This is a genomic window from Pandoraea sp. XJJ-1 (assembly GCF_026802345.1).
GTDB classification, from domain to species: Bacteria; Pseudomonadota; Gammaproteobacteria; order Burkholderiales; family Burkholderiaceae; genus Pandoraea; species Pandoraea cepalis.
Window position 1 is genome coordinate 2,108,653 of sequence record NZ_CP113827.1, and the last position, 22,096, is coordinate 2,130,748.

General features: G+C 64.8%; 15 protein-coding genes. 11 read left to right on the forward strand and 4 right to left on the reverse strand.

The genetic code is table 11. The features are described 5' to 3' along the window. Window positions 1-70: 70 nt before the first annotated feature. Window positions 71-1,420 carry an amino-acid N-acetyltransferase gene (gene argA / locus OYT13_RS09650; protein WP_130025723.1) on the reverse strand — a complete coding sequence of 450 codons (1,350 nt, stop codon included), beginning with the start codon at window positions 1,418-1,420 and terminating at the stop codon, window positions 71-73. Between the two features lie 95 nt (window positions 1,421-1,515). On the opposite strand from argA, the gene hrpA reads away from it, so the two are divergent. The 4 genes from hrpA to OYT13_RS09670 all read left to right on the forward strand — a co-directional run bounded on the left by hrpA (window position 1,516) and on the right by OYT13_RS09670 (window position 8,937). Continuing rightward, on the forward strand, window positions 1,516-5,607 hold the full coding sequence (gene hrpA / locus OYT13_RS09655; protein WP_268567635.1) for an ATP-dependent RNA helicase HrpA: 4,092 nt from the start codon (window positions 1,516-1,518) through the stop codon (window positions 5,605-5,607). 367 nt (window positions 5,608-5,974) lie between these two features. Next, window positions 5,975-6,970 carry a YVTN family beta-propeller repeat protein gene (locus OYT13_RS09660; RefSeq protein WP_017231391.1) on the forward strand — a complete coding sequence of 332 codons (996 nt, stop codon included), beginning with the start codon at window positions 5,975-5,977 and terminating at the stop codon, window positions 6,968-6,970. 118 nt (window positions 6,971-7,088) lie between these two features. After that, the gene (locus OYT13_RS09665) at window positions 7,089-8,009 is read left to right on the forward strand and encodes an EI24 domain-containing protein (protein WP_017231390.1); all 921 of its coding nucleotides are present in this window, start codon (window positions 7,089-7,091) and stop codon (window positions 8,007-8,009) included. 88 nt (window positions 8,010-8,097) lie between these two features. Further along, window positions 8,098-8,937, forward strand: a complete 840-nt coding sequence (locus tag OYT13_RS09670; protein WP_017231389.1) for a competence/damage-inducible protein A — start codon at window positions 8,098-8,100, stop codon at window positions 8,935-8,937. Window positions 8,938-9,052: 115 nt separating this feature from the next. Here OYT13_RS09670 and OYT13_RS09675 read toward each other — a convergent pair whose 3' ends face one another. Beyond that, window positions 9,053-10,069 carry a zinc-binding alcohol dehydrogenase family protein gene (locus OYT13_RS09675; protein WP_268567636.1) on the reverse strand — a complete coding sequence of 339 codons (1,017 nt, stop codon included), beginning with the start codon at window positions 10,067-10,069 and terminating at the stop codon, window positions 9,053-9,055. A gap of 137 nt (window positions 10,070-10,206) precedes the next feature. Here OYT13_RS09675 and OYT13_RS09680 point away from each other — a divergent pair, with 137 nt between their 5' ends. Next, window positions 10,207-11,139, forward strand: coding sequence for a LysR family transcriptional regulator (locus OYT13_RS09680; RefSeq protein ID WP_150563591.1), 933 nt, complete (start codon window positions 10,207-10,209; stop codon window positions 11,137-11,139). A 12-nt stretch (window positions 11,140-11,151) separates the two neighbouring features. Here the strand turns inward: OYT13_RS09680 and OYT13_RS09685 are convergent, their stop codons facing one another. Next, window positions 11,152-11,574 carry a YybH family protein gene (locus tag OYT13_RS09685; RefSeq protein ID WP_051060029.1) on the reverse strand — a complete coding sequence of 141 codons (423 nt, stop codon included), beginning with the start codon at window positions 11,572-11,574 and terminating at the stop codon, window positions 11,152-11,154. A gap of 271 nt (window positions 11,575-11,845) precedes the next feature. Beyond that, window positions 11,846-12,574, reverse strand: a complete 729-nt coding sequence (fnr, locus tag OYT13_RS09690; RefSeq protein WP_150563590.1) for a fumarate/nitrate reduction transcriptional regulator Fnr — start codon at window positions 12,572-12,574, stop codon at window positions 11,846-11,848. A 327-nt stretch (window positions 12,575-12,901) separates the two neighbouring features. Here fnr and scpB point away from each other — a divergent pair, with 327 nt between their 5' ends. From scpB to rbfA, 6 genes are all read left to right on the forward strand, one after another. Continuing rightward, window positions 12,902-14,122, forward strand: coding sequence for an SMC-Scp complex subunit ScpB (scpB, locus tag OYT13_RS09695; protein WP_017231384.1), 1,221 nt, complete (start codon window positions 12,902-12,904; stop codon window positions 14,120-14,122). Window positions 14,123-14,275: 153 nt separating this feature from the next. Further along, on the forward strand, window positions 14,276-16,096 hold the full coding sequence (locus OYT13_RS09700) for a pseudouridine synthase (protein WP_442796468.1): 1,821 nt from the start codon (window positions 14,276-14,278) through the stop codon (window positions 16,094-16,096). Between the two features lie 460 nt (window positions 16,097-16,556). Continuing rightward, the gene (rimP, locus tag OYT13_RS09705) at window positions 16,557-17,015 is read left to right on the forward strand and encodes a ribosome maturation factor RimP (protein ID WP_017231557.1); all 459 of its coding nucleotides are present in this window, start codon (window positions 16,557-16,559) and stop codon (window positions 17,013-17,015) included. After that, window positions 17,012-18,487 (forward strand): transcription termination factor NusA, encoded by a 1,476-nt coding sequence (gene nusA, locus OYT13_RS09710; protein ID WP_017231556.1) that lies wholly within the window; start codon window positions 17,012-17,014, stop codon window positions 18,485-18,487. The genes rimP and nusA overlap by 4 nt, the downstream gene beginning before the upstream one ends. 80 nt (window positions 18,488-18,567) lie before the next feature. Further along, entirely contained in the window at window positions 18,568-21,516 is a 2,949-nt protein-coding gene (gene infB, locus OYT13_RS09715) for a translation initiation factor IF-2 (protein ID WP_150563587.1), read from the forward strand. A gap of 83 nt (window positions 21,517-21,599) precedes the next feature. After that, complete coding sequence (gene rbfA / locus OYT13_RS09720; RefSeq protein WP_268567637.1) at window positions 21,600-22,034, forward strand: 30S ribosome-binding factor RbfA; 435 nt, start codon at window positions 21,600-21,602, stop codon at window positions 22,032-22,034. Window positions 22,035-22,096 lie beyond the last annotated feature (62 nt).

A 22,096-nucleotide genomic window follows, 5' to 3' on the forward strand; every position in this document is an offset into this window, starting at 1 on the left:
GCGGTAGATGGGGACAACGGCGCGAGACACAAGGGGGAGCCTTGGGCGTGCGCCGCCTGCCTGCCCTTCGTTACAGCTTCTTGATGAGCACCAGCGAGCGGCGTTGCCAGTTATACAGGCGTCGGCGGTCGGCCGGCAGATCGTCGACGCCTGCCTTGACGAAGCCGCGCTTGAGGAACCAGTGCTCGGTGCGCGTGGTGAGAACGAACAGGCGATCCAGACCGCGGGCACGGGCGCGTTGCTCGATGTGTTTGAGCAGGCGTTCGCCGTCCCCGGAGCCTTGCGCTTCCGGGTCGACGGTCAGGCAGGCCATCTCCCCGATGCGTTCCATCGGATACGAATAGAGTGCCGCGCAGCCGAACAGGCGACCATCGTGCTCGATGACCGAGAAGTGATCGATGTCGCGCTCCAGCTGGTTGCGACCGCGTCGCACCAGCGTGCCGTCTGCCTCCAGCGGTTCGATGAGCTGCAGAATGCCGCCGACGTCGTCGATCGTCGCTTCGCGCAGGCTCTCCAGGTTCTCGTACGAGATCATGGTGCCCACGCCGTCGTGCGAGAACAGTTCGAGCAGCATGCTGCCGTCGAGCGCGAAGGGCACGATGTGGGCACGGCCGACACCCGCCCGGCAGGCGCGCGTCGCGTACTTAAGATAGAACGCCGAATCGCGGTCGAGCGTACCTTGCGACTGCAGGCGCTGGGCGTCTTCGAGGGTGAGTTCGTGCTGCAACTCGTTGTACTCGTTCATGACGCCGGGCGTTTCCGTGATGAAAATCAACTTGTCGGCACGCAGCGCGATGGCCGCCGACGACGCCACATCTTCCATCGTCAGATTGAACGACTGACCGGTCGGCGAGAAGCCCAGCGGGGAGAGCAGCACGATCTTGCCGCTCGCCAGCGACAGGCGAATCGACTCGGCATCGACCTTGCGAACCACGCCGGTGTGCTGGAAATCCACGCCGTCCACGATGCCCACCGGGCGCCCCGTCACGAAGTTGCCCGACACGACGCTGATGCGCGCATTGCCCATGGGCGTGTTCGGCAGCCCCTGGCTGATCGACGCTTCGATGTCCAGCCGCAGTTCCCCGGCCGCTTCCTTCACCGCTTCGAGCGCGGCCGCGTCGGTAATGCGCAACTGCTGGGCGAAGTGCGACTCGATATGTCGCAGGCGCATCTGCTCCTCGACCTGCGGTCGCGAACCGTGCACCAGCACGATATGCATGCCCATCGCGCACAGCAGCGCGACATCCTGAATCAGGGTGTCGAGTCCGCCCGCCGCGACGAGTTCGCCACCGAAGGCGACCACGAAGGTCTTGTCGCGGAACGCATGGATATAAGGGGCGACCGATCGCAGCCAGTCCACGAACTGGGCTTGGTGGGCGGTCTCTTCGTCTTGTAGGGCGGGGTCGGGTTCGGTCAGCATGAGTGTACGTGCGCAAACATCCGCAGATTATATAATGCGCGCCCATGGCAAGTGATGAACGAAATCGACAATCTCCGCCCCCGAAGCCGAAAGTGATGGCTCCGGGGCATACGCGCGCCCAACCCACGGTCACCGCGTCGACTCCAAAGCCCGCCAGGCTGCCCAAACCCGCGAACACGGGGCAGGCCGGCGGCCCGAACCCGGCAGCGGGGCGACGCACGACGCCGGCCGAGCGCGCCGCGCGCGACGCCGAACGCCTCGCGGCGCGCCAGGCCGCCGCCAATCCGCTTCCCGACATCGTCTTTCCCGAGGCGCTGCCCGTCTCCGGCCGGCGCGACGAGATTGCGCGCGCCATCGCCGGCCATCAGGTCGTCATCGTGAGCGGCGAGACCGGCTCGGGCAAGACCACTCAGCTTCCCAAAATCTGCCTCGCGCTCGGCCGCGGGCTTGGCGCGGGCGGCACCGGCCTGATCGGCCACACCCAACCACGTCGGATCGCCGCGTCGGCCACCGCGCGCCGCATCGCCGACGAACTCAACACCCCGCTTGGCGACATCGTCGGCTTCAAGGTGCGCTTCAACGACACCTTGTCCCACGGCGCGTCCGTCAAACTGATGACCGACGGCATTCTGCTTGCCGAGACGCAGACCGATCCGCTGTTGCGCGCGTACGACACCCTCATCATTGACGAGGCGCACGAGCGCAGCCTGAACATCGACTTTCTGCTCGGCTACCTCAAGCAGTTGCTGCCGCGTCGGCCCGACCTGAAAGTCATCATCACGTCGGCCACCATCGACGCCGATCGCTTCGCCCGCCATTTCGGCACGGGCGAGGGCGACCACCTGCGTCCAGCGCCGGTCATCGAAGTGAGCGGGCGCCTGTACCCCGTGGAAGTGCGCTACCGCCCGATCCAGGACGATGCGCGCATCGCGAACGCGCTGGGGCGCGAAGGCAGCCGCGCCAGCGCGCGCGATCGCGAACGGGACCTGATGGACGGGATCGTCGACGCCGTCGACGAACTGTGCCGCGAAGGCGCCGGCGACGTGCTCGTCTTCCTGCCCGGCGAGCGCGAAATCCGCGAGGCGGCCGAGTCGTTGCGCAAGCATCATCCGCCGCACACCGAAATTCTGCCGCTCTTCGCGCGCCTCTCGGGTCCCGAGCAGGAGCGCGTGTTCAAACCGTCCAACGCGCGCCGTATCGTGCTGGCCACCAACGTGGCGGAAACCTCGCTCACGGTGCCGGGTGTTCGCTACGTGGTCGATGCCGGTACCGCGCGCGTCAAGCGATACTCGTACCGCAACAAGGTCGAACAACTACAGATCGAGCCGATCTCGCAGGCCGCCGCCAACCAGCGCGCGGGGCGCTGCGGCCGCGTGGCCGACGGCGTGTGTATTCGTCTGTACGACGAAGCTGACTTCCAGGCGCGCGCGCGCTTCACGGATCCGGAAATCCTGCGCTCGTCGCTTGCCGCCGTCATTCTGCGCATGCAGTCGCTGCGGCTCGCCAAGGTCGAGGAATTCCCGTTCATCGAACCGCCGCCCGGCCGGGCCGTTGCCGACGGCTATCAACTGTTGGGCGAACTCGGTGCGGTCGACGACACCAACCAGCTCACCCCGCTTGGGCGCGAACTGGCGCGTCTGCCGCTCGATCCCCGCGTGGGCCGCATGATTCTGGCGGCGCGCGACCAGCAGTCGCTGCGCGAAGTCCTCATCATCGCGAGTGCGCTGGCCGTGCAGGATCCGCGTGACCGCCCCCTCGAAGCGCAGGACGCCGCCGACAACGCCCATCGCAAGTTTGCCGACGAACGCTCCGAATTCCTCTCGTGGCTCAAGATCTGGCAGTGGTTCGAAGAGGCGATCGCGCACAAGAAGTCGAACCGGCTGCTCGGACAAGCCTGCCGCGACAACTTCCTGTCGCAATTGCGCCTGCGCGAATGGCGCGACGTGCATAGCCAGTTGCTCACCGTCGTGCGCGAACAGGGATGGCGCATCAACGCGTCGGAGGCGACTTACGAGCAGGTGCATCTTGCCTTGCTCGCGGGCCTGCTCGGCAACATCGGCTGCAAGGCCGACGACGATCCGCATTTCCTCGGCGCGCATGGCATCAAGTTCCACATCTGGCCGGGATCGTCGCTCGTGAAGAAGGCCGGGCGCTGGGTGATGGCCGGCGAACTCGTCGAGACGAGCCGGCTCTACGCACGATGCATCGCCCGGATCGAGCCGGAGTGGATCGAACGTGTCGGCAAGCACTTGGTGAAGACGTCGCTCTCCGACGCGCATTGGGAGAAGAAGGCCGCGCAAGTCGTGGCGTACGAACGCGGCATGCTCTATGGCCTGACGATCTATGCGCGCCGACGGATGAACTTCGGCCCGCGCGATCCGCGTCGCGCCCGCGAAATCTTCCTGCGCAGTGCGCTCGTGGAAGGCGAATGGGAGACCAAGCTCCCGTTCTACGCCCACAATCGCAAGCTGATCGCCGACATCGAGCAGCTCGAACACAAGTCGCGCCGCCAGGACGTGCTTGTCGACGACGAACTGATCTACGCGTATTACGATGCCCATGTCCCCGCCGATCTCTACGACGGCGCGAGCTTCGAGCACTGGTATCGCGAAACGGCCAAGGGCTCGCCGAAGCTGCTCTACCTCGTGCGCGACGATCTCATGCGTCACGAGGCAGCGGGCGTCACGACCGACTTGTTCCCGAAGAAGACGGCCATTGCGGGCATCGACATGGTGCTCAGCTATCACTTCGAACCGGGCTCGCCGCGCGATGGCGTAACGCTCGCCGTGCCGCTCTACGCGCTCAATCAGGTCGACGCGCGCCGCTGCGAATGGCTGGTGCCGGGCATGCTCAAAGAGAAGGCGCACCTGCTGATGAAGTCGCTGCCGCAGAAGCTGCGGCGTCACTTCGTACCGTTGCCCGAGTTTGCGGCCGGCTTCGTCGACCGGGCGACGTTCGGACAGGGCGCGCTGCTCGATGCCCTCATCGCCGACGCGCGCGAACAGACCGGCGTCATGCTCAAGTCCAGTGACTTCAAGTTCGAAATGCTTCCGGCGCACCTGTCGATGAACTTCAAGGTGATCGACGAACACGGGCGTCAACTCGGCATGGGACGCAATCTCCCGCAACTGCGTGCCGAACTCGGTCAGCAGGCGCAGCGCACATTTCAGCAGTTGGCGGCGAAGAGTGGCGCGACGCCGACCCGTGGTTCCGCCGTCGAGCCCGACGCACATGGTGCATCGGCGACGACGTCGCCGGCGGCGCGCGGCGAGGCGCGTGGTGCGGGACGGGCGGGCACGCAGGCAGCGCCTTCAGCGGCCGCTGTCGAGCCCGGCCGCTACGACAACCTCACGGCGTGGAGCTTCGGCGAACTGCCCGAGATGCTGGAAATCCGTCGCGGCGGTCAGACGTTGTTCGGCTACCCGGCCTTGGTCGAGCGCGGCGATCACTGCGATCTCGAAGTGTTCGACGATCCGCACGAAGCGCAACGGCAGCATCGCGCGGGTCTGCGTCGGCTCTTCGCGATTCAACTGCGCGAGCAGGTGAAGTATCTGGAGAAGAACATCCCGGGCCTGCAGCAGATGGCGATGCAGTACATGAACCTGGGGACGCAAGAAGCACTGCGGGAGCAGATCGTCGATCTGGCGCTGGAGCGTGCGTGCCTTCAGTTGCCTTGGCCGAGCGATAACGCGTCGTTCGTCGCGCGCAAGGACGAGGGGCGGGGACGCCTCACGCTGCTCGCGCAGGAGATCGCGCGGCTGGCCGGACAGATTCTCACCGAGTACGCGACCTTGCAGAAGAAGCTGGCCCAGGCCAAGCCGTTCGCGCAGGCGTATGCGGATCTGACGGCACAGTTGCAACGGCTGATCGGCAAGCGGTTCCTGATCGACACGCCGTACGCGCAACTGGCGCATTTCCCGCGCTATCTGAAGGCGATGGCCGGACGTATCGACAAGCTCAAGGCGGATCCGACCCGCGACGCCCGCGCCATGAGCGAACTGGGGCCGTTGCTGCAGAACTGGCAGCGGGCGACGTCGCAACGCCGCGATCAGGGCGACGCGCGACTCGAGGAGTTCCGCTGGCTGCTCGAGGAGTTGCGCGTCTCGCTATTCGCGCAGGAGTTGCGCACGCCCATGCCGGTGTCGGTCAAGCGTCTGCACAAGGTTTGGGAGGCGTTGCAGCGCTGACGTGCTGGGGGCGCGGCCGTCGTGCGCAACGATGGCTGCGAGCGCTGCGATCTCGTTGATCCCGGCGAGCGTCGCGGACTTGGCGACCAAGCTGATTCGGGGGATGCCAACCCACGCGTGCAATGACGGCGTTCGGCCCCGACGCCAACCCCCGACACCATTTCGATGGGACATCCGCTTGCCGGTTTGCGCTACGTCAGAAAGTGTCGAAATTATGTTTCGATACGTAAAAAAAGGTGCGCCGGACGCGCGTTGACGGGGTGTTCCCGGCCTACAATGGCGAGTCGCTACGACGTATCGAGAACGGGCGGTCCACGCGCCGTTTTCGCCACTTTTCCTGCCTAATTTTCTCCCGAGAGACGCTGCAATGCGCAAACTGCTGATCGCTGCCGGTCTGGTGGCTTCCTTCGGTCTGGCGGCGCTCGCTGCGCCGGCCACGGCTGCGGCGCCGGCGCCCGACAGTGTCGTGGTCGTGCTCAACTCGGCCGACGCCAGCGTCAGCCTGATCGACAAGGCGACGCAGAAGGTCATCCAGACGTTCCCGGTTGGCAAGGAGCCGCATCATCTCATGGCCACGCCCGACAATCAGTCGCTCATCGTGGCGAATTCGGTCGGCAACAACCTCATCTTCCTCGACCCGAAGACGGGACAGGTCCAGCGCAAGATCGAGAACGTCGAGGACCCCTACCAGATTGGCTTCTCGCCGGACAAGAAGTGGTTCGTCGCCAACGCCCTGCGACTGGATCGCGTGGACGTGTATCGCTATGACGGCAAGAACCTGAGCGTGGCGCAGCGCATTCCCCTCAAGAAGATGCCGAGCCACCTGGTCTTCACGCAGGACAGCAAACTTGTCTTTATCTCGTTGCAGCAGTCCAACGAGATCGCCGCCATCGATCTGGCCACTCAGAAAGTGCTCTGGACGATGAAGGTGGGCGACAGTCCGGCAGGGGTGTGGCTCACGCCGGGGGACAAATACCTGCTCGTGGGAATGACCGGCGCGGACTATGCCGCCGTGGTCGACTGGCGCAATCAGAAGGTGATCAAGACGATCCCGACGGGCAAGGGGGCGCACAACTTCCGATCGCTCGCCGATGGCAGGCACGTACTGATTTCGAATCGCGTGTCGAGCACGATCAGCATCGTCGATCAGGAGGCGCTCACGAACGTCGGCAACATCACCGGCCTGCTGCCGGGACCGGACGACATGGAACTCTCGGCCGACCGGAAGACGCTGTGGGTGACGTTCCGTTGGGCCCGCAAGGTCGGCATCATCGATATGACGCAGCGCAAGCTGATCAACACCATTCCGGTCGGACGATCCCCTCACGGGATCTATTTCTTCGACCGCGCCCCGGTGCTGTAACATCGGGACATCGCGACGAGGGCGCCACACCGACCGAGCGTCCCCGCTCGGGGCGCACGGTCCTCAACGCGATGGATTCCGATTCTCGTCCTGACGGCACCGACCGTATTGATACTGCATGAATGACATTCTTCGCGCGCTGGGCCGCGCGCTCGTGAGCCTGTTGCATCCGCGCATGCTGTGGCTCACCGCCATGCCCTTTGTGGTCTCCGGCCTGATCTGGGGCGCCGTGATCTGGTTCGGCTGGGTGCCGTTCACCGATTTTCTGCGCGTCTGGCTCGAACAGTGGCAGTTCACGCAATGGATCTACCGCTTCTTCGGCTATTTCGGCATCGATAGCGTGCGCATGGCGCTCGCGCCGTTCATTCTCGTCGCGCTGCTCATCCCGCTGATCGTGGTCACGGCGCTGCTGCTCATCGCGGGGTGGTCGATGCCCGCGGTGTTGCGTCACCTCTCGCGTCGCCACTACATTCATCTGGAAGCGCGGCAGGGCGGCTCGTTCTGGGGCAGTCTCGGTCAGTCGCTGGGCGCCACCGTGGTCTTTCTAGTCGCCGCGCTGCTCACGCTGCCGCTGTGGCTCGTGCCGCCGTTCTTCGCCATCGTGCCGCCGTTGTTATGGGGCTGGCTGACGTATCGCGTAATGACGTACGACGCGTTGGCGTATCACGCGAGCGCCGAGGAGCGTCGCCGGATCGTGCGCGAGCGGCGTCTGCCACTGCTGGTGATCGGCGTGGCAACCGGGCTGCTCGGCTCATTGCCGACGCTGCTGTGGGTGTCGTCGGTCATCATGATCGTGATGTTCCCGGTCATCGCGCTGCTGGCAATTTGGCTGTACGTGGTGATCTTCATATTTTCAGCGTTGTGGTTCGCGCACTATTGCCTGCGGGCATTGTCGCGATTGCGCGCGGCCGAGGCGGCGCGTCACGAGCCGATGCTCGGGGCAACGCTGTTGCCTGTGGCGAGCCCGCCGTCGCGAGAGAGCGAGGACCTGCCGCCTGCGTTGCCGCCGGGACGAGGGTCGTCGAACGGTTCTCCGTGAAAGTGGCACAATCGTGTGACTGCGCGCTGCCGCCGGGCGGCGCCGCGCGCTCCCCCCCAGGCCCTGACGACAAGATAAAGGAAGCATCATGGCGGTCGGCATCATCATCATCGGCGACGAGATTCTCTCCGGGCGCCGTCAAGACAAACATCTCCCCAAGATCGTCGAACTGCTCACCGAGCGCGGCATGCAACTCGGCTGGGCCGAATATGTGGGTGACGACCCTGAGCGCATCACGGCCACGCTGCGACGCACGTTTGCGAGCGAGGATATCGTTTTCGTCACCGGCGGCATCGGGGCGACGCCCGACGATCACACGCGTCAGTGCGCCGCGGCGGCACTCAATGTCCCGCTCGTGCTCACGCCGGAAGCCGAGGCGCTCATCATGGAGCGCATCGCCGACACCAGTCCCGACGGACGTGCGGACATGAGCCAGCCCGATAACCGGCATCGTCTGAAGATGGGCGAGTTTCCGGTCGGCGCGCGCGTGCTGCCGAATCCCTACAACAAGATTCCGGGGTTCTCGGTCGAGCGGCATCACTTCATGCCGGGATTCCCGGTCATGGCGTGGCCGATGATGGCGTGGGTGCTCGACACGGACTACGCCGAGTTGCATCACCTGACGAAGCACGCCGAGCGATCGGTGCTGGTGTTCGGGTTGGCCGAGTCGACATTGACGCCGCTCATGGAGGCCATCGAAGCCGAATATGGCGGCGTGAAAGTGTTCAGTCTGCCCAGCGTGGGCGACGCGCAACGTGGCGCGATCTACGCGCGCCGACATATCGACCTGGGCGTGAAGGGCGACCCCGCACTGGTTGGCGCGGCGTTCGAGCGACTGATTGCCGGGGTGAATGCGCTGGGCGGCGAGATCGTGCATCCGACCGAGGCGCTCGCGCTGCCCGAGGGCACGCTGCCGTCGGGCAATTGACGGGCGGGCGGTACTGCCGCGAGAGCGCATAAAAACGGCGCTTGCCTGTGAAGGGCAAGCGCCGTTTTTCGTTGCCGGCGCGCACGGCGGGAACCATGCGCGCCCTGCGCGCCGGTCAGAATCCGGCGAGCACGAGTTTGCCGATGGTGCGTCCGCCTTCGAGCTGCGCGTGGGCGCGGCGCAGGTTCACCGCGTTGATCGGGCCCAGGACCTCGCCCACCGTCGTGCGCAGCGTACCCGCATCGACCCGGCGTGCCACTTCGGTCAGCAGCGTGTGCTGCGCGATCATGTCCGGCGTTGCGAACATGGCGCGCGTGAACATGAACTCCCAGACGAACGTGGCGCTCTTGTTTTTGAGCAGACCGATGTCGAGCGGACCCGCATTCTCCACGATGGAGCAGATCTTGCCTTGTGGGGCGACGACCTGCGCCATGGCGGGGAAATGCGCGTTGGTGTCGTTCAGGCACAGCACGAAATCCACCTGTGGCATGCCGATCGACTGCAGCTGCGCCGGAATGTCCTGGGTATGGTCGATCACGTGTTGCGCACCGAGTTGACGACACCAGTCGGCCGATGCCGGGCGCGACGCGGTAGCGACGATGTGCAGATGGGCAAGGCGTCGCGCGAGCTGAATGGCAATCGAGCCGACGCCGCCGGCACCGCCGACGATGAGGATCGACTTGCCCTCATCGCCGCCGTCGGGAGCGATGCCAAGGCGGTCGAAAAGGGCTTCCCACGCCGTGATCGTCGTGAGTGGCAAAGCAGCGGCGCCCGCGAAGTCGAGCGACGTGGGCATGTGGCCGACGATGCGTTCGTCGACAAGATGGAACTCGCTGTTCGCGCCTGGGCGCGTGATGCTGCCCGCGTAGTACACCGGGTCGCCAACCTTGAAGAGGGTGACGTCCGGGCCGACGGCTGCGACGGTGCCCGCCGCATCCCACCCCAATACGCGCGGCGTGGCTTCGACCTTATCTTTCGGGGCGCGAACCTTGGTGTCGACCGGGTTCACGGAAATCGCTTCGACCTTGACCAGCAGGTCGCGCCCCGCGGGTGTTGGCGTCGGCAGCTCGATGTCTTCGAGCGACTTCGGGTCGTCAATCGGCAGGTAATGGGTCAATCCGACGGCTTTCATCTGTTTTCTCCTGAATAGGCGGGGCGCAGCCGGCAGTGCGCCGGCGACACCCCCGATGCGATAACGAGAGACTAAGGCTAGTCGATTGCTTTGATAATTCGCATAATGCGGAAAAGATCTTTTGGAGATTCCATCAAATGGCATTGGATCTCGATACCGTGGCGTTGTTCGTGCGCGTGGCGGCGCTCGGGAATGTGTCGGCCGCGGGGCGCGAGCAAGGGCTGTCTCCGGCCACGGCCAGTACGCGCCTGACACAACTCGAAGGTGTGCTCGGGGCACGGTTGCTGCATCGGACGACACGCAGGGTGGCGCTCACGCAAGAGGGGGAAGCCTTTCTGCGAGACGCGCAGACCTTGCTCGCGGCCGAGGCGCAAGCGATGGCAAGCGTTGGGCAGGGGCACGCAGCGCCTCAGGGGCGTTTGCGGGTGTCATGCTCCTCGTCGTTCGGGCGTCAGCATGTTTCCCCCGCCTTGTCGGCCTTCCTGGCGCGCTATCCGGGGATTTCGCTGGACTTCCGGCTCACGGATCGGGTTGTCGACCTGATCGAGGCCGGCATGGATCTCGCGATTCGCGTCGGGGCGTTGCGTGACTCGACGCTCGTTGCTCGCAAGCTCGCCCCGAATCGCCGGACATTGTGTGCGTCGCCCGCGTACCTCGCGGCGCGCGGCGCGCCGAAGCACCCAGGCGAGCTTGCCGCGCACGACTGCCTGATCCTGGGGGAGCAGCGCGATTGGCGGTTCGTGACGCCCGGTGGTCCGCTGAGCGTGCGTGTCGGCGGGCGTCTGGCGTCGGATAACGGGGAAGTGCTGCGCGACGCGGTTTTGGCGGGCCTGGGCATTGCGCTCAAGTCCACGTGGGACGTCGGCGCGCATCTGCGCAGCGGGGCGCTGGTGCCGGTGTTGCCCGCCTATCCGCTCGCGGAGGAGGTGGCGATCTGGGCCGTGTACCCGAGCCGGGCGTTCGTGCCGCCGAAAACCCATGCGCTGATCGAATTCCTGCAGGCGCGCTTTGGGCCGGCGCCGTATTGGGATGACGGCGACGACCCATCGGCTGGCCTATCGAGGCCGTAACGCGACGAAGCGTCAGTGCAGGTGATGGGGCCGCGTGAGTTGTGCGCCGGCGTCCTCGTGACCGATCGCCGGGCTGGCGTGGTGAAGCACAAGGCGCCAGCCATCGGCTTCCTTCATGTAAACGTTCGTGGCGAGCACGAAGGCGTAACGGGCTTCGGGACGGGTCTCGACCTGTACCTGTTCCAGCACGTTATGGACCGCGCACAGCGGATTGCGCGCTACCTGGAGATGACTGGCCGTGACGTGCAATCCGTCCTTGGCAAGGATCTGCTGCCAACTCTCGCGAACCGCCGCCGGGCCGACGTGGCGGGGCCCTGCCGGGTGAATGCAGACGATTTCCTCGTCTTCCGACCAGACGTCCATCAGCGTATCGGTATCGCCGGCGCGCAGCGCTTCGTAGTAGGCGTGCTCGGCGTCTTCCGGACTTAGAAAAATGGCAGCGGGCATAACGGCAGCCTCCGACGGGGTGGAGCGCCAGGCAATGGGGGCGCCTGGAGAACGCGCCGATTATGGAGCGTTTGCCGGGGCTTGTCGAACGTCGGGAGGGCAAAATCGCGCCATCGCGCGCGACGCTTGATCTGGCGCAACACGACGCGGGGGCGGGGCCGTTAGCGTATCGGTAACATCCGAGGCAGGGATGGCGGGTGACGGCGCACTGGCGGGAGCTTCGGCTGCGGGGACGCTCGTGCGTCCCCGTTGGCGGGTGTCAGCAGGGAACGCCGGCGAGTTCGTGCAGCGCGGCGGCGTCGATGATCTTGACGTGGCGCTGCCGGATTTCGATCATGCCGTTTTGTGCAAAGCGTGAAAACAGGCGGCTGACGGTTTCAAGCTTGAGGCCGAGGAAACTTCCGATTTCTTCGCGGCTCATGCGCAGCACGAATTCATGGGCGGAGTAACCGCGCGCGGACAGCCGCTCGGACAGGTTGAGCAGGAAGACGGCCAGACGTTCCTCGGCACGCATGGTGCCGAGCGCGAGCAGTTGCTGGTGCTCGTTGCGGATTTCCTGACTCATCAGGCGGTGCAACTGGCGTTGGAGCGATGGCACTTGACGCGACAACGTCTCCAGTTCGCCGAAGCGGGCGATGCACAGCTCGCTGTCTTCGAGCGCGATGGCGGTGCTCGGGTGATGGTGGTCGGCCACGGCGTCAAGGCCGATGAGTTCGCCCTGGAGGTGGAAGCCGACGACTTGCTCGCGGCCGTCGGGGGCCGTGACGCAACTTTTGAGCGAACCGAAGCGAATGCCGTAGACAGCGTGCAGATCGTCGTTCGCGTGGTACAGCACGTCGCCTTTCTTGAGGCGGCGGCGCTCGCTTACCAGTGCGTCGAGTCGTTCCAGCTCGGGTTCCGGAATGCCGACCGGCAAGCAGAATTGCCCGAGCGAACATGTGGAACAGCGGGGCTGAGCGATGGGAGTGCGACCGTTTTCTGTGGTCATGAGGGCCCCTGAAGTTTTTTGGAGAGTCTATCATGGTGCGTTGACCTATCGTTTTCCCTTTCCGCACGTCGGAATGTCGACGAGGCTTTACGGGCGTCGGTGTTTCAGTAATAATTGCGCACATACCGGACGTCCGTCTCGCCGCACAATCGGCCTGGGCGTTTTCCCGGCAGGTCGTTTCGAAGCATTCAGGTCGCGCCGCCGTCACTACGACCGAACACAATCGGGCGCGCGCTTATGCGAAGCGGTTACGACCGTTTCTCGTGTTCCAAGCATCCATTTATTCCTGATACCGGGTCGCCAAGCCCCCGGTCTGCTTAGTCGCACATGAATACCCAAGAGGCGAAACTCGTCCTCGAGACCGCGTTGATTTGCGCGCAGGAGCCGCTCAAGGTCGGCGATCTGCGCAAGCTTTTCAATGACGCCGTGTCTGGCGACACGGTGCGCGCGCTGCTCGAGGAAATCCGCGTGCAATGGGATGGCCGAGGTGTGGAATTGGTGGCGTTGGCCACCGGCTGGCGTTTCCAGAGCCGTCCGCGCATGCGTGAATACCTTGATCGCCTGAATCCAGAGAAGCCGCCGAAGTATTCGCGAGCGGTGATGGAGACGCTGGCGATCATCGCGTACCGTCAACCGGTCACGCGCGGCGATATCGAGGAGATTCGCGGCGTGACGGTCAACACACAGATCATCAAGCAACTCGAGGATCGAGGCTGGATCGAGGTGATCGGGCATCGAGATGTGCCGGGACGCCCGGGTCTGTACGCCACGACCAAGGACTTTCTCGACGATCTGGGGCTGCGGGCGCTCGATGCGTTGCCGCCGCTCGAAGATCCGGCCGCACAGGCGCAGATCGACTTGCTCGCGCAGCAGAACATCGAATTCGGCGAACGTGCCGAGGCCGACGCGGGGGATGACGCGATGTCCGATGACGTGCCTGTCGCCGATGCGCAAGCGCTGGCACGTCTGGCGCAAGCGCGTGCCGATGACCTGCCGCTTGCACAAGGGCTGCCCGAAGATCAGCGCCCGCCGCCGGGCGAGGGCGACGGGCCGACGGAAGACGCGTTGCTCGACGCCGTGATGGCGGAAGGCGAAGGCGATGATGGGGTGACAGTCCCGGTCGAGGCGCCGGCGGAGATTGAGCCGGTAGACGCTGAACGGGCATCGCTCGCGGAACTCGCGGGCGCGGCGCACGTCAGTGAGCAGGTCGACGCGGTGCATGACGATGCGACGCAAGCGAAGTCTGGCGACGGCGAGGCAGATCAAGGGCCGGTGTCCTCCAGTGCCGCAATGTCGGTGGAGGTCGCGCAGGACAAGGAATTTTCCGAAGAATCGGAGTCTGCGGTGTCGGTCGGCGACGATCCGCCGCAAGATGCGCAGGATGTAGCGACGTCGGCGGCAGATCCCGCGGCGTCGGTAACACAAGAGGTTTCCCCGCACGCTGCCGACTCGGCAGCGAACGAACCCGCCACCGGGCAGCCCCTGTCCGGTGAGGGAGATGACGACGAGAGCGACGGGGACGACAAGAGTCTCGTCACGGGCACCTGAGGCGTCGGCGCATCGCGTCGCGCGCACCAGCAGGGCCGTTAGCGATAAGAACGAAGTCGCGGCAAGCATTTGCCGCGCATTCATGGTGCGAACACGGATCGGGGCAGCCATTTACGCCTGCCCGCGACGATCCCGTTTTCCAATGAGGTTGTGTTGAAACAAATCGAAGAATCCCAGGACCTGCACGCACGCGATGCTGGTGCCGAAGCCCGTGCGCCGGAAGGCGAGGGCGGCGACGAAAAAGCATCGCGCCGCGGCTTGCGCCGTGGTCCGCGCAGTCTGATTGCCCGCCGTCGGGCGGCTCAGCAATCCAAGCGTGAAGGCGAGGACGGCGGCGCAGGTGAATCTGCCGCGTCGGACGCCCCACGCGGGGAACCGCACGGCGATGCGCCGCAAGCTCAAGCATTGGGCGCCGACGGTGCACCGTTGGCCGCTCAGGCGCGAGGCCGCAATGCCGCACCCCGTAAGCCGCGTAGCGGCAAGCGTGACGGTGCCGCACAGTCCTCGCCGCCGGCGCAGTCGGCGCAAGGCGATGGCAGCGCAGCCAGCGGTCATGGTGCGACGCCGACAGGCAGGGCGCCGCAGGGTGCCAAGGGCCGTGGCCGCAAGGAGTCGACGGGCGGTGCCCGGGGCGGCGCAGGCGTCGGTGGCGGCAAGGGCGGCAAGGGTGGCAAGGCGCCTAAGGGCGGTGACGACGATCTGTTCGCGTTCGTGACGTCGGGTGGCTTCGATAGCGACGAGTCCGAAGGCGATGCCAAGGCGGCTGCCAAGCGCGGCCGCCGCCCGGCCGACCGTCGTGTCCTGTCGCCGGACGATGAGGCGCCCAAGCTGCACAAAGTGCTGGCCGAGGCCGGCATGGGATCGCGTCGCGAGATGGAAGAGCTGATTCTCGCCGGACGCGTGTCGGTCAACGCCGAGCCCGCGCACATCGGTCAGCGCATTCTGCCGACCGATCAGGTCCGCATCAACGGCAAGCTCGTCAAGCGTCGCATCACGAGCAAACCGCCGCGCGTGCTGCTCTATCACAAGCCGTCGGGCGAGATCGTCAGCCATTCCGATCCGGAAGGCCGTGCGTCGGTATTCGACCGCTTGCCGCCGATGAAGACGGCCAAGTGGCTCGCCGTTGGGCGCCTGGACTTCAACACGGAAGGCTTGCTGATCCTCACGACGTCGGGCGATCTGGCGAACCGATTCATGCATCCGCGTTATGGCATCGAGCGTGAATATGCCGTGCGTACCGTGGGGCAATTGAGCGAGGCGTCGCGTCAGCAGCTGCTGCGCGGCATCGAGCTGGACGACGGCAAAGCCAATTTCCTGCGGTTGCAGGACGGCGGTGGCGAAGGGTCGAATCACTGGTATCACGTCGCGTTGACCGAAGGCCGCAACCGCGAAGTGCGTCGCATGTTCGATGCGGCGGGCCTGATGGTGAGTCGTCTGATCCGTACGCGTTACGGCCCGCTGACGCTGCCACGCGGTCTCAAGCGCGGCCGTTACGAAGAGCTGGACGAGGCGCAGGTGCGCTCCCTGTTCGCGACGGTCGGCATGAAGATGCCGGGCACCGGCTCGGACGACAAGGGCAGTGTGGGTGGTCGTGGCGGCAAAGCCGGCGCGCCGAAAGAGCCGCGCCGTCAACCGGACCCGATGCAGACGGCCTTGGGCGTGTTCAGCCGCGAGCCGGGCCAGTCGCGTCGTCCCCGGCCCAATCCGCTGACGGCCTTCGTTGGCCCGAGCGGCGGCTACCCGGGGCAAACGCCTTCGCCGCGAGGCGAGGGACGACGTTTCGGCGGTGGGAATTCGTCGGCGGGCGGCGGTGGTTTTGGCGGTCAGTCGCGCGGCGGTAACGGTGGCGGCAACGGTAACGTCAATGGTAATCGCAGTCGTGGCGGCAACCGTGCGGGTGGAAGTGGCGGCGGCAATACAGGTGGTGGCAATCAAGGCAACCGTGGCAATCGCGGCGGCAACCGTTCACGTTGATTTCGTTGGAACGCCCCCAGGGCGGACGACGGCAGGCAGGGGCGCCAGTGTGTTGCCCCTGGCCTGGCGTCCGAAATAACGGGGACATTCGTTCGTTGGGTCCATCCTGCATGCGGCAACGCGGCAAGGGCGCCTGTCCGACGGGTTTTGGGGGTGCCAAGCGTTGCAAATCGGCCCAAAATCATATAAAATCAATGAATAAGCTGGTCCGCGTGCAGCAACTCCTGTTGCGGCACGCACCTCATGCGCAATGAGGCTGTAAGAAATGGGCGTTTCGCCCATTTTTTTTTGCCGCGAGCGTTTTGCGCGCGGCCGATGCCGCCGCGTTCGGGAGTGGGTGTGCCGACACGGGTACGCCGGCCCGGACGATCGAGGGCCGGTATCGTGCGGCGCCCCATGCGGGGCGCGCAGACCTGTCGGGCGCCGCTAATGCGCGCGAGTTTTTCTAGGGTGAGCAAAGTTGCAATTGCCAGAACTGATCGAGACCACGGTCGAAGGCCTGGGTTACGAGCTGGTCGATATTGAACGCGCCGGCGGCGGTTTGCTGCGCGTGTACATCGACAAGCCGGAAGGCATCGCGATCGATGACTGCGAGACGGTGAGCCGTCAGCTCTCGCATGTCCTGATGGTCGAGAACGTCAATTACGACCGACTCGAAGTGTCGTCACCGGGGCTGGATCGTCCGCTGCGCAAGCTGCGTGACTTCGAGCGTTTTGCCGGTGCGGAAGTGAGTCTTACGTTGCGTGTGCCGCTGGAAGGTCGCAAGCAGTTTCGCGGCATCCTGCAGGCGCCGCAAGGTGAGAACTTGAGCCTGGAGTTCGAAGGCAAGGGCGGCCCGGCGCTGCTCGACTTCACCCTCGCGGATATTGACCGTGCGCGCCTAGTGCCGCAGATTGATTTTAGGAGTCGCAAACGATGAGTCGCGAAGTATTGCTGTTGGTCGATGCGCTCGCGCGCGAAAAGAACGTCGACAAGGACGTCGTGTTCGCCGCGCTTGAAGCAGCATTGGCCTCGGCCACCAAGAAGCGCTATGCCGAGGACGTCGACATTCGCGTACATATCGACCGCGAGTCGGGGGAGCACGAGAGCTTCCGTCGCTGGGTCGTGGTGCCGGACGAGGCGGGCCTGCAAGAGCCGGACAAGCAGGTTCTGGAGTTCGAAGCCAAGGAAGACGACCCGTCCATCGAGATCGGCGAGTTCGTGGAAGAACCCGTGGAGTCGGTCGAATTCGGTCGTATCGGTGCGCAGGCGGCCAAGCAGGTGATTCTGCAGCGCATCCGCGATGCCGAGCGCGAACAGATCCTCACGGACTTCCTGGATCGCGGCGAGAAGATCATGACCGGTGCGGTCAAGCGTCTCGACAAGGGCAACCTGGTCGTCGAGTCGGGGCGTGTCGAAGCGCTGCTGCGTCGCGATCAACTGATCCCGAAGGAAAATCTGCGTATCGGCGACCGTGTCCGCGCGTACATCGCGAAGGTCGACCGCACGGCGCGCGGCCCGCAGATCGAGCTCTCGCGCACGGCGCCGGAATTCCTGATCGAACTGTTCGGCATGGAAGTGCCGGAAATCGAGCAAGGTCTGCTGGAGATCAAGTCGGCCGCTCGCGATCCGGGTGTGCGCGCCAAGATCGCCGTGGTGGCGTATGACAAGCGTATCGATCCGATCGGCACCTGCGTGGGCATTCGCGGCACGCGCGTGCAGGCGGTGCGTAACGAGCTTGGCGGCGAGAACGTCGACATCGTGCTGTGGTCGGAAGACCCCGCGCAATTCGTGATCGGCGCGCTTGCGCCGGCGTCGGTGCAGTCGATCGTCGTGGACGAAGAAAAGCACAGCATGGACGTCGTCGTCGACGAGAACGAACTGGCGGTGGCGATCGGTCGCAGCGGTCAGAACGTGCGACTCGCATCGGATCTGACCGGTTGGCAGATCAACATCATGACGCCGGACGAGTCGGCCGAGAAGCAGAACGAGGAGCGTGGCACGTTGCGCTCGCTGTTCATGCAGCGTCTCGATGTGGACGAAGAAATGGCGGACATTCTGATCGAGGAAGGTTTCTCGAGCCTGGAAGAGATCGCCTACGTGCCTTTGAACGAAATGCTCGAGATCGAAGCGTTCGACGAGGACACGGTGCATGAACTGCGCAATCGTGCGCGCGACGCCCTGCTGACACAGGCGATTGCCACCGAGGAGAAAGTCGAGGGCGTTGCGCTCGATCTCAAGAGCCTCGACGGTATGTCGCCTGAGTTGCTGGCCCAACTGGCCGAGCACGAAATTCAGACGCGCGATGATCTGGCCGAGCTGGCCGTCGACGAACTGACCGAGATGACCGGCGTCGACGAGGAAGCCGCGAAAGCCCTGATCATGAAAGCGCGAGAGCACTGGTTCCAATGATGACCTGCCCTGGCATGTATATGGAACAGTGAACTTTGAAGTTAACCGCAAGGCGCCTGGCCTTGCTTGAAGAGGTTTGAATGGCGAGCATCAACGTAGCCCAATTTGCTGCAGAACTCAAAATGCCGGCCGGCGTGTTGCTGGAGCAACTCAAAGCCGCCGGCGTGGAAAAACTCAGCGCCGACGATTCCCTGACGGAAGCCGACAAGGCCCGTCTGCTGGAGCACCTGCGCCGTTCGCACGGCGCCGGCGACGGCGACAAAAAGAAGATTACTCTGACGCGTCGCCAGACCTCGGAAATCAAGCAAGCCGACGCGACCGGTAAGGCGCGCACGATTCAGGTGGAAGTGCGCAAGAAGCGCACCTTCGTCAAGCGTGACGACGTCGCGGAAGGCGCGGAGAGCGCGGCGGCTGCCGCCGAAGACGAAGCCCTGCGCCAGCGTGAAGAAGACGCGCGTCGCGAAGCGGAGCGTCTGGCGGCGGAAGCGGCTGAGCTCAAGCTGCGCCAGGAACAACTGGAGCGCGAGGAAGCCGAGCGTCGCGAGCGCGAAGAGAAGGAAGCCGCCGAGCGCCGTGCGCGCGAGGAAGCGGAGCGCGCCGCGGCGGCCAAGGCGGCCGACGAACAGAAGGCGAAGGCCGAAGCGAAGGCGGAGGCCCAGGTCGACGTCGAAGCCGAGAAGGTGTCCAAGGCCGACGCCGAAAAGGCCGAGCAAGCCGAGAAGGCGGCAGCGGCCAAGGCCGAAGCCGAACGCGAGCAGGCCCGCAAGGCCAGCGAGGAAGCGCGCGCGGCCGCCGAGAAGGCGAGCGCGGCGGCCGACAAGGCTCGTGCCGAAGAGGAAGCGATTCGCAAGCGCCGTGCGGCGGCAGAAGCCGAAGCGCGTGCCATTCGCGAAATGCTGAACGCGCCGCGTCGCGTGCTCAAGGCGCCGGAGCCGGCACCTGCCGCGCCGGCGGCTGCAGCCAAGCCGGAAGCGAAGGGTACCCTGCACAAGCCGGCCAAGCCGGAAGGTGCCGCGTCGGCCAAGCCGGCGGACAAGAAGCCGGCGGCAGCCGCCCCGGCCTCGACGACCGCGGGTGCCGCCGACAAGAAGGACAAGAAGCCGGGCGCCTGGCAGAAGGATGCCGATAACCGCAACAAGCGCGGCGGCATGAAGACGCGCGGCGACACGAGCGGTGGTTCGGATGGTTGGCGTGGCGGTGGCCGTGGCGGCCGTCGTGGCGACCGTCATTCGCAGGATGATCGTTCGTCGTTCCAGGCCCCGACCGAGCCGGTCGTGCGTGATGTTCACGTACCGGAAACGATCAGCGTGGGCGATCTGGCGCACCGGATGTCGGTGAAGGCCTCGGAAGTCATCAAGCTGATGATGAAGATGGGCCAGATGGTGACCATCAACCAGGTGCTCGATCAGGAAACGGCCATGATCGTGGTGGAGGAGCTTGGCCACCGCGCGATCGCCGCAAAGCTGGACGATCCGGAAACGCTGCTGGCACTGGGCAACGATGCGACGGAAGGCGAAGCGCTGCCGCGTCCGCCGGTGGTGACGGTGATGGGTCACGTCGACCACGGCAAGACCTCGCTGCTGGACTACATCCGTCGCGCCAAGGTGGCGGCGGGCGAAGCCGGCGGTATTACGCAACACATCGGTGCTTATCACGTCGATACGCCGCGCGGTACGGTGACGTTCCTCGACACGCCGGGTCACGAAGCCTTTACGGCCATGCGGGCTCGCGGTGCGCAGGCCACGGACATCGTGATTCTCGTGGTCGCGGCGGACGATGGCGTGATGCCGCAGACGAAGGAAGCCATTGCGCACGCCAAGGCCGCCGGCGTGCCGATCGTGGTCGCGATCAACAAGATCGACAAGCCGGATGCGAACCTGGACCGCGTGAAGCAGGAACTCGTGGCCGAGGGCGTGGTGCCGGAAGAATACGGCGGCGAATCGCCGTTCGTGCCGGTGTCGGCGAAGACGGGTGCGGGCATCGACGATCTGCTCGAGAACGTGCTGCTGCAGGCCGAAGTCCTGGAGCTGAAGGCGCCGGCGGAAGCCGCGGCCAAGGGTATCGTGATCGAAGCGAAGCTGGACAAGGGTAAGGGTCCGGTGGCGACGATTCTGGTGCAGTCGGGCACGCTGCGTCGTGGCGACATGGTGCTGGCCGGTCAGGCCTATGGCCGTGTGCGTGCGATGCTGGACGAAACCGGCAAGAACGCGAAGGAAGCGGGTCCGTCGATCCCGGTGGAAATTCAGGGTCTGTCGGAAGTGCCGGGCGCGGGTGAAGAAGTGCTCGTGGTCCAGGACGAACGCAAGGCGCGTGAAATCGCGCTGTTCCGTCAGGGCAAGTTCCGCGACGTGAAGTTGGCCAAGCAGCAGGCCGCGAAGCTCGAGAACATTTTCGAGCAGATGGCCGAAGGCGAAGTCAAGTCGCTGCCGCTCATCATCAAGGCCGACGTGCAGGGTTCGCAGGAAGCGTTGGCGCAGTCGCTCAACAAGCTCTCGACGCCGGAAGTGCGTGTGCAGATCGTGCACGCTGCCGTGGGTGGCATCAGCGAAAGCGACGTCAACCTGGCGACGGCGTCGAAGGCAGTCATCATCGGCTTCAACACGCGCGCCGATGCGCTGGCACGCAAGCTGGCCGAGTCGAACGGTATCGATATTCGCTACTACAACATCATCTATGATGCTGTGGATGAAGTGAAGGCGGCGATGTCGGGCATGCTGTCGCCGGAAAAGAAGGAAGAGATCACCGGTACGGTCGAAGTGCGTCAGACGTTCCGTGTGCCGAAGATCGGCACGGTGGCCGGCTGTATGGTCCTGGACGGCTTCGTCAAGCGTTCGTCGCATGTGCGTGTGTTGCGCGACAATGTTGTCATCTTCACGGGCGAGCTGGATTCGCTCAAGCGCTTCAAGGATGACGTAAAGGAAGTCAAGTCCGGCTTCGAGTGCGGTCTGTCGGTGAAGAATTTCAACGACATCACGGAAGGCGACCAACTGGAAGCGTTCGAAATCACGGAAGTTGCGCGCTCGCTGTAACGCGATTTGCACAATGAATGTGGAATGGCCCACCAGACCGGGAAACCGGTGGCGTGGGCCATTGCATTACTAGCGAGTATGTTATGGCAAAGAAACGTGGCGTTCCGGGTCGAAACCTTCGCATCAACGATCAGATCCAGCGCGATCTGTCGGAGTTGATACAGCGCGAAGTGAAGGACCCGCGTATTGGTCTGGTGACGCTGCAAAGCGTGGAAGTGACGCCCGACTATGCGCATGCAAAGGTATTTTTCACGACGCTGACCGGTGAGCCGAAGGCGACCGGCGAGGCGCTCAACGAGGCCGCGGGCTACCTGCGCAATCTGCTGTTCAAGCGGTTGCACATCCACACGGTGCCGACGTTGCATTTCCACTTCGACCAGTCGATCGAACGTGCGATCGAAATGTCGCGACTGATCGATACGGCTAACGCGACGCGAGCGAGAGACGAAGCGAGCGACGGCGTCGTCGACGAAGACGCGCCCAGCGACAAGGAAGACGACGGCAAGTCCGTCGATTGACGATGCCCCTTGCCGGGCGGCCCGATGGGCCGGCCCGGCGGTATGGCACGACCTTTGCACTT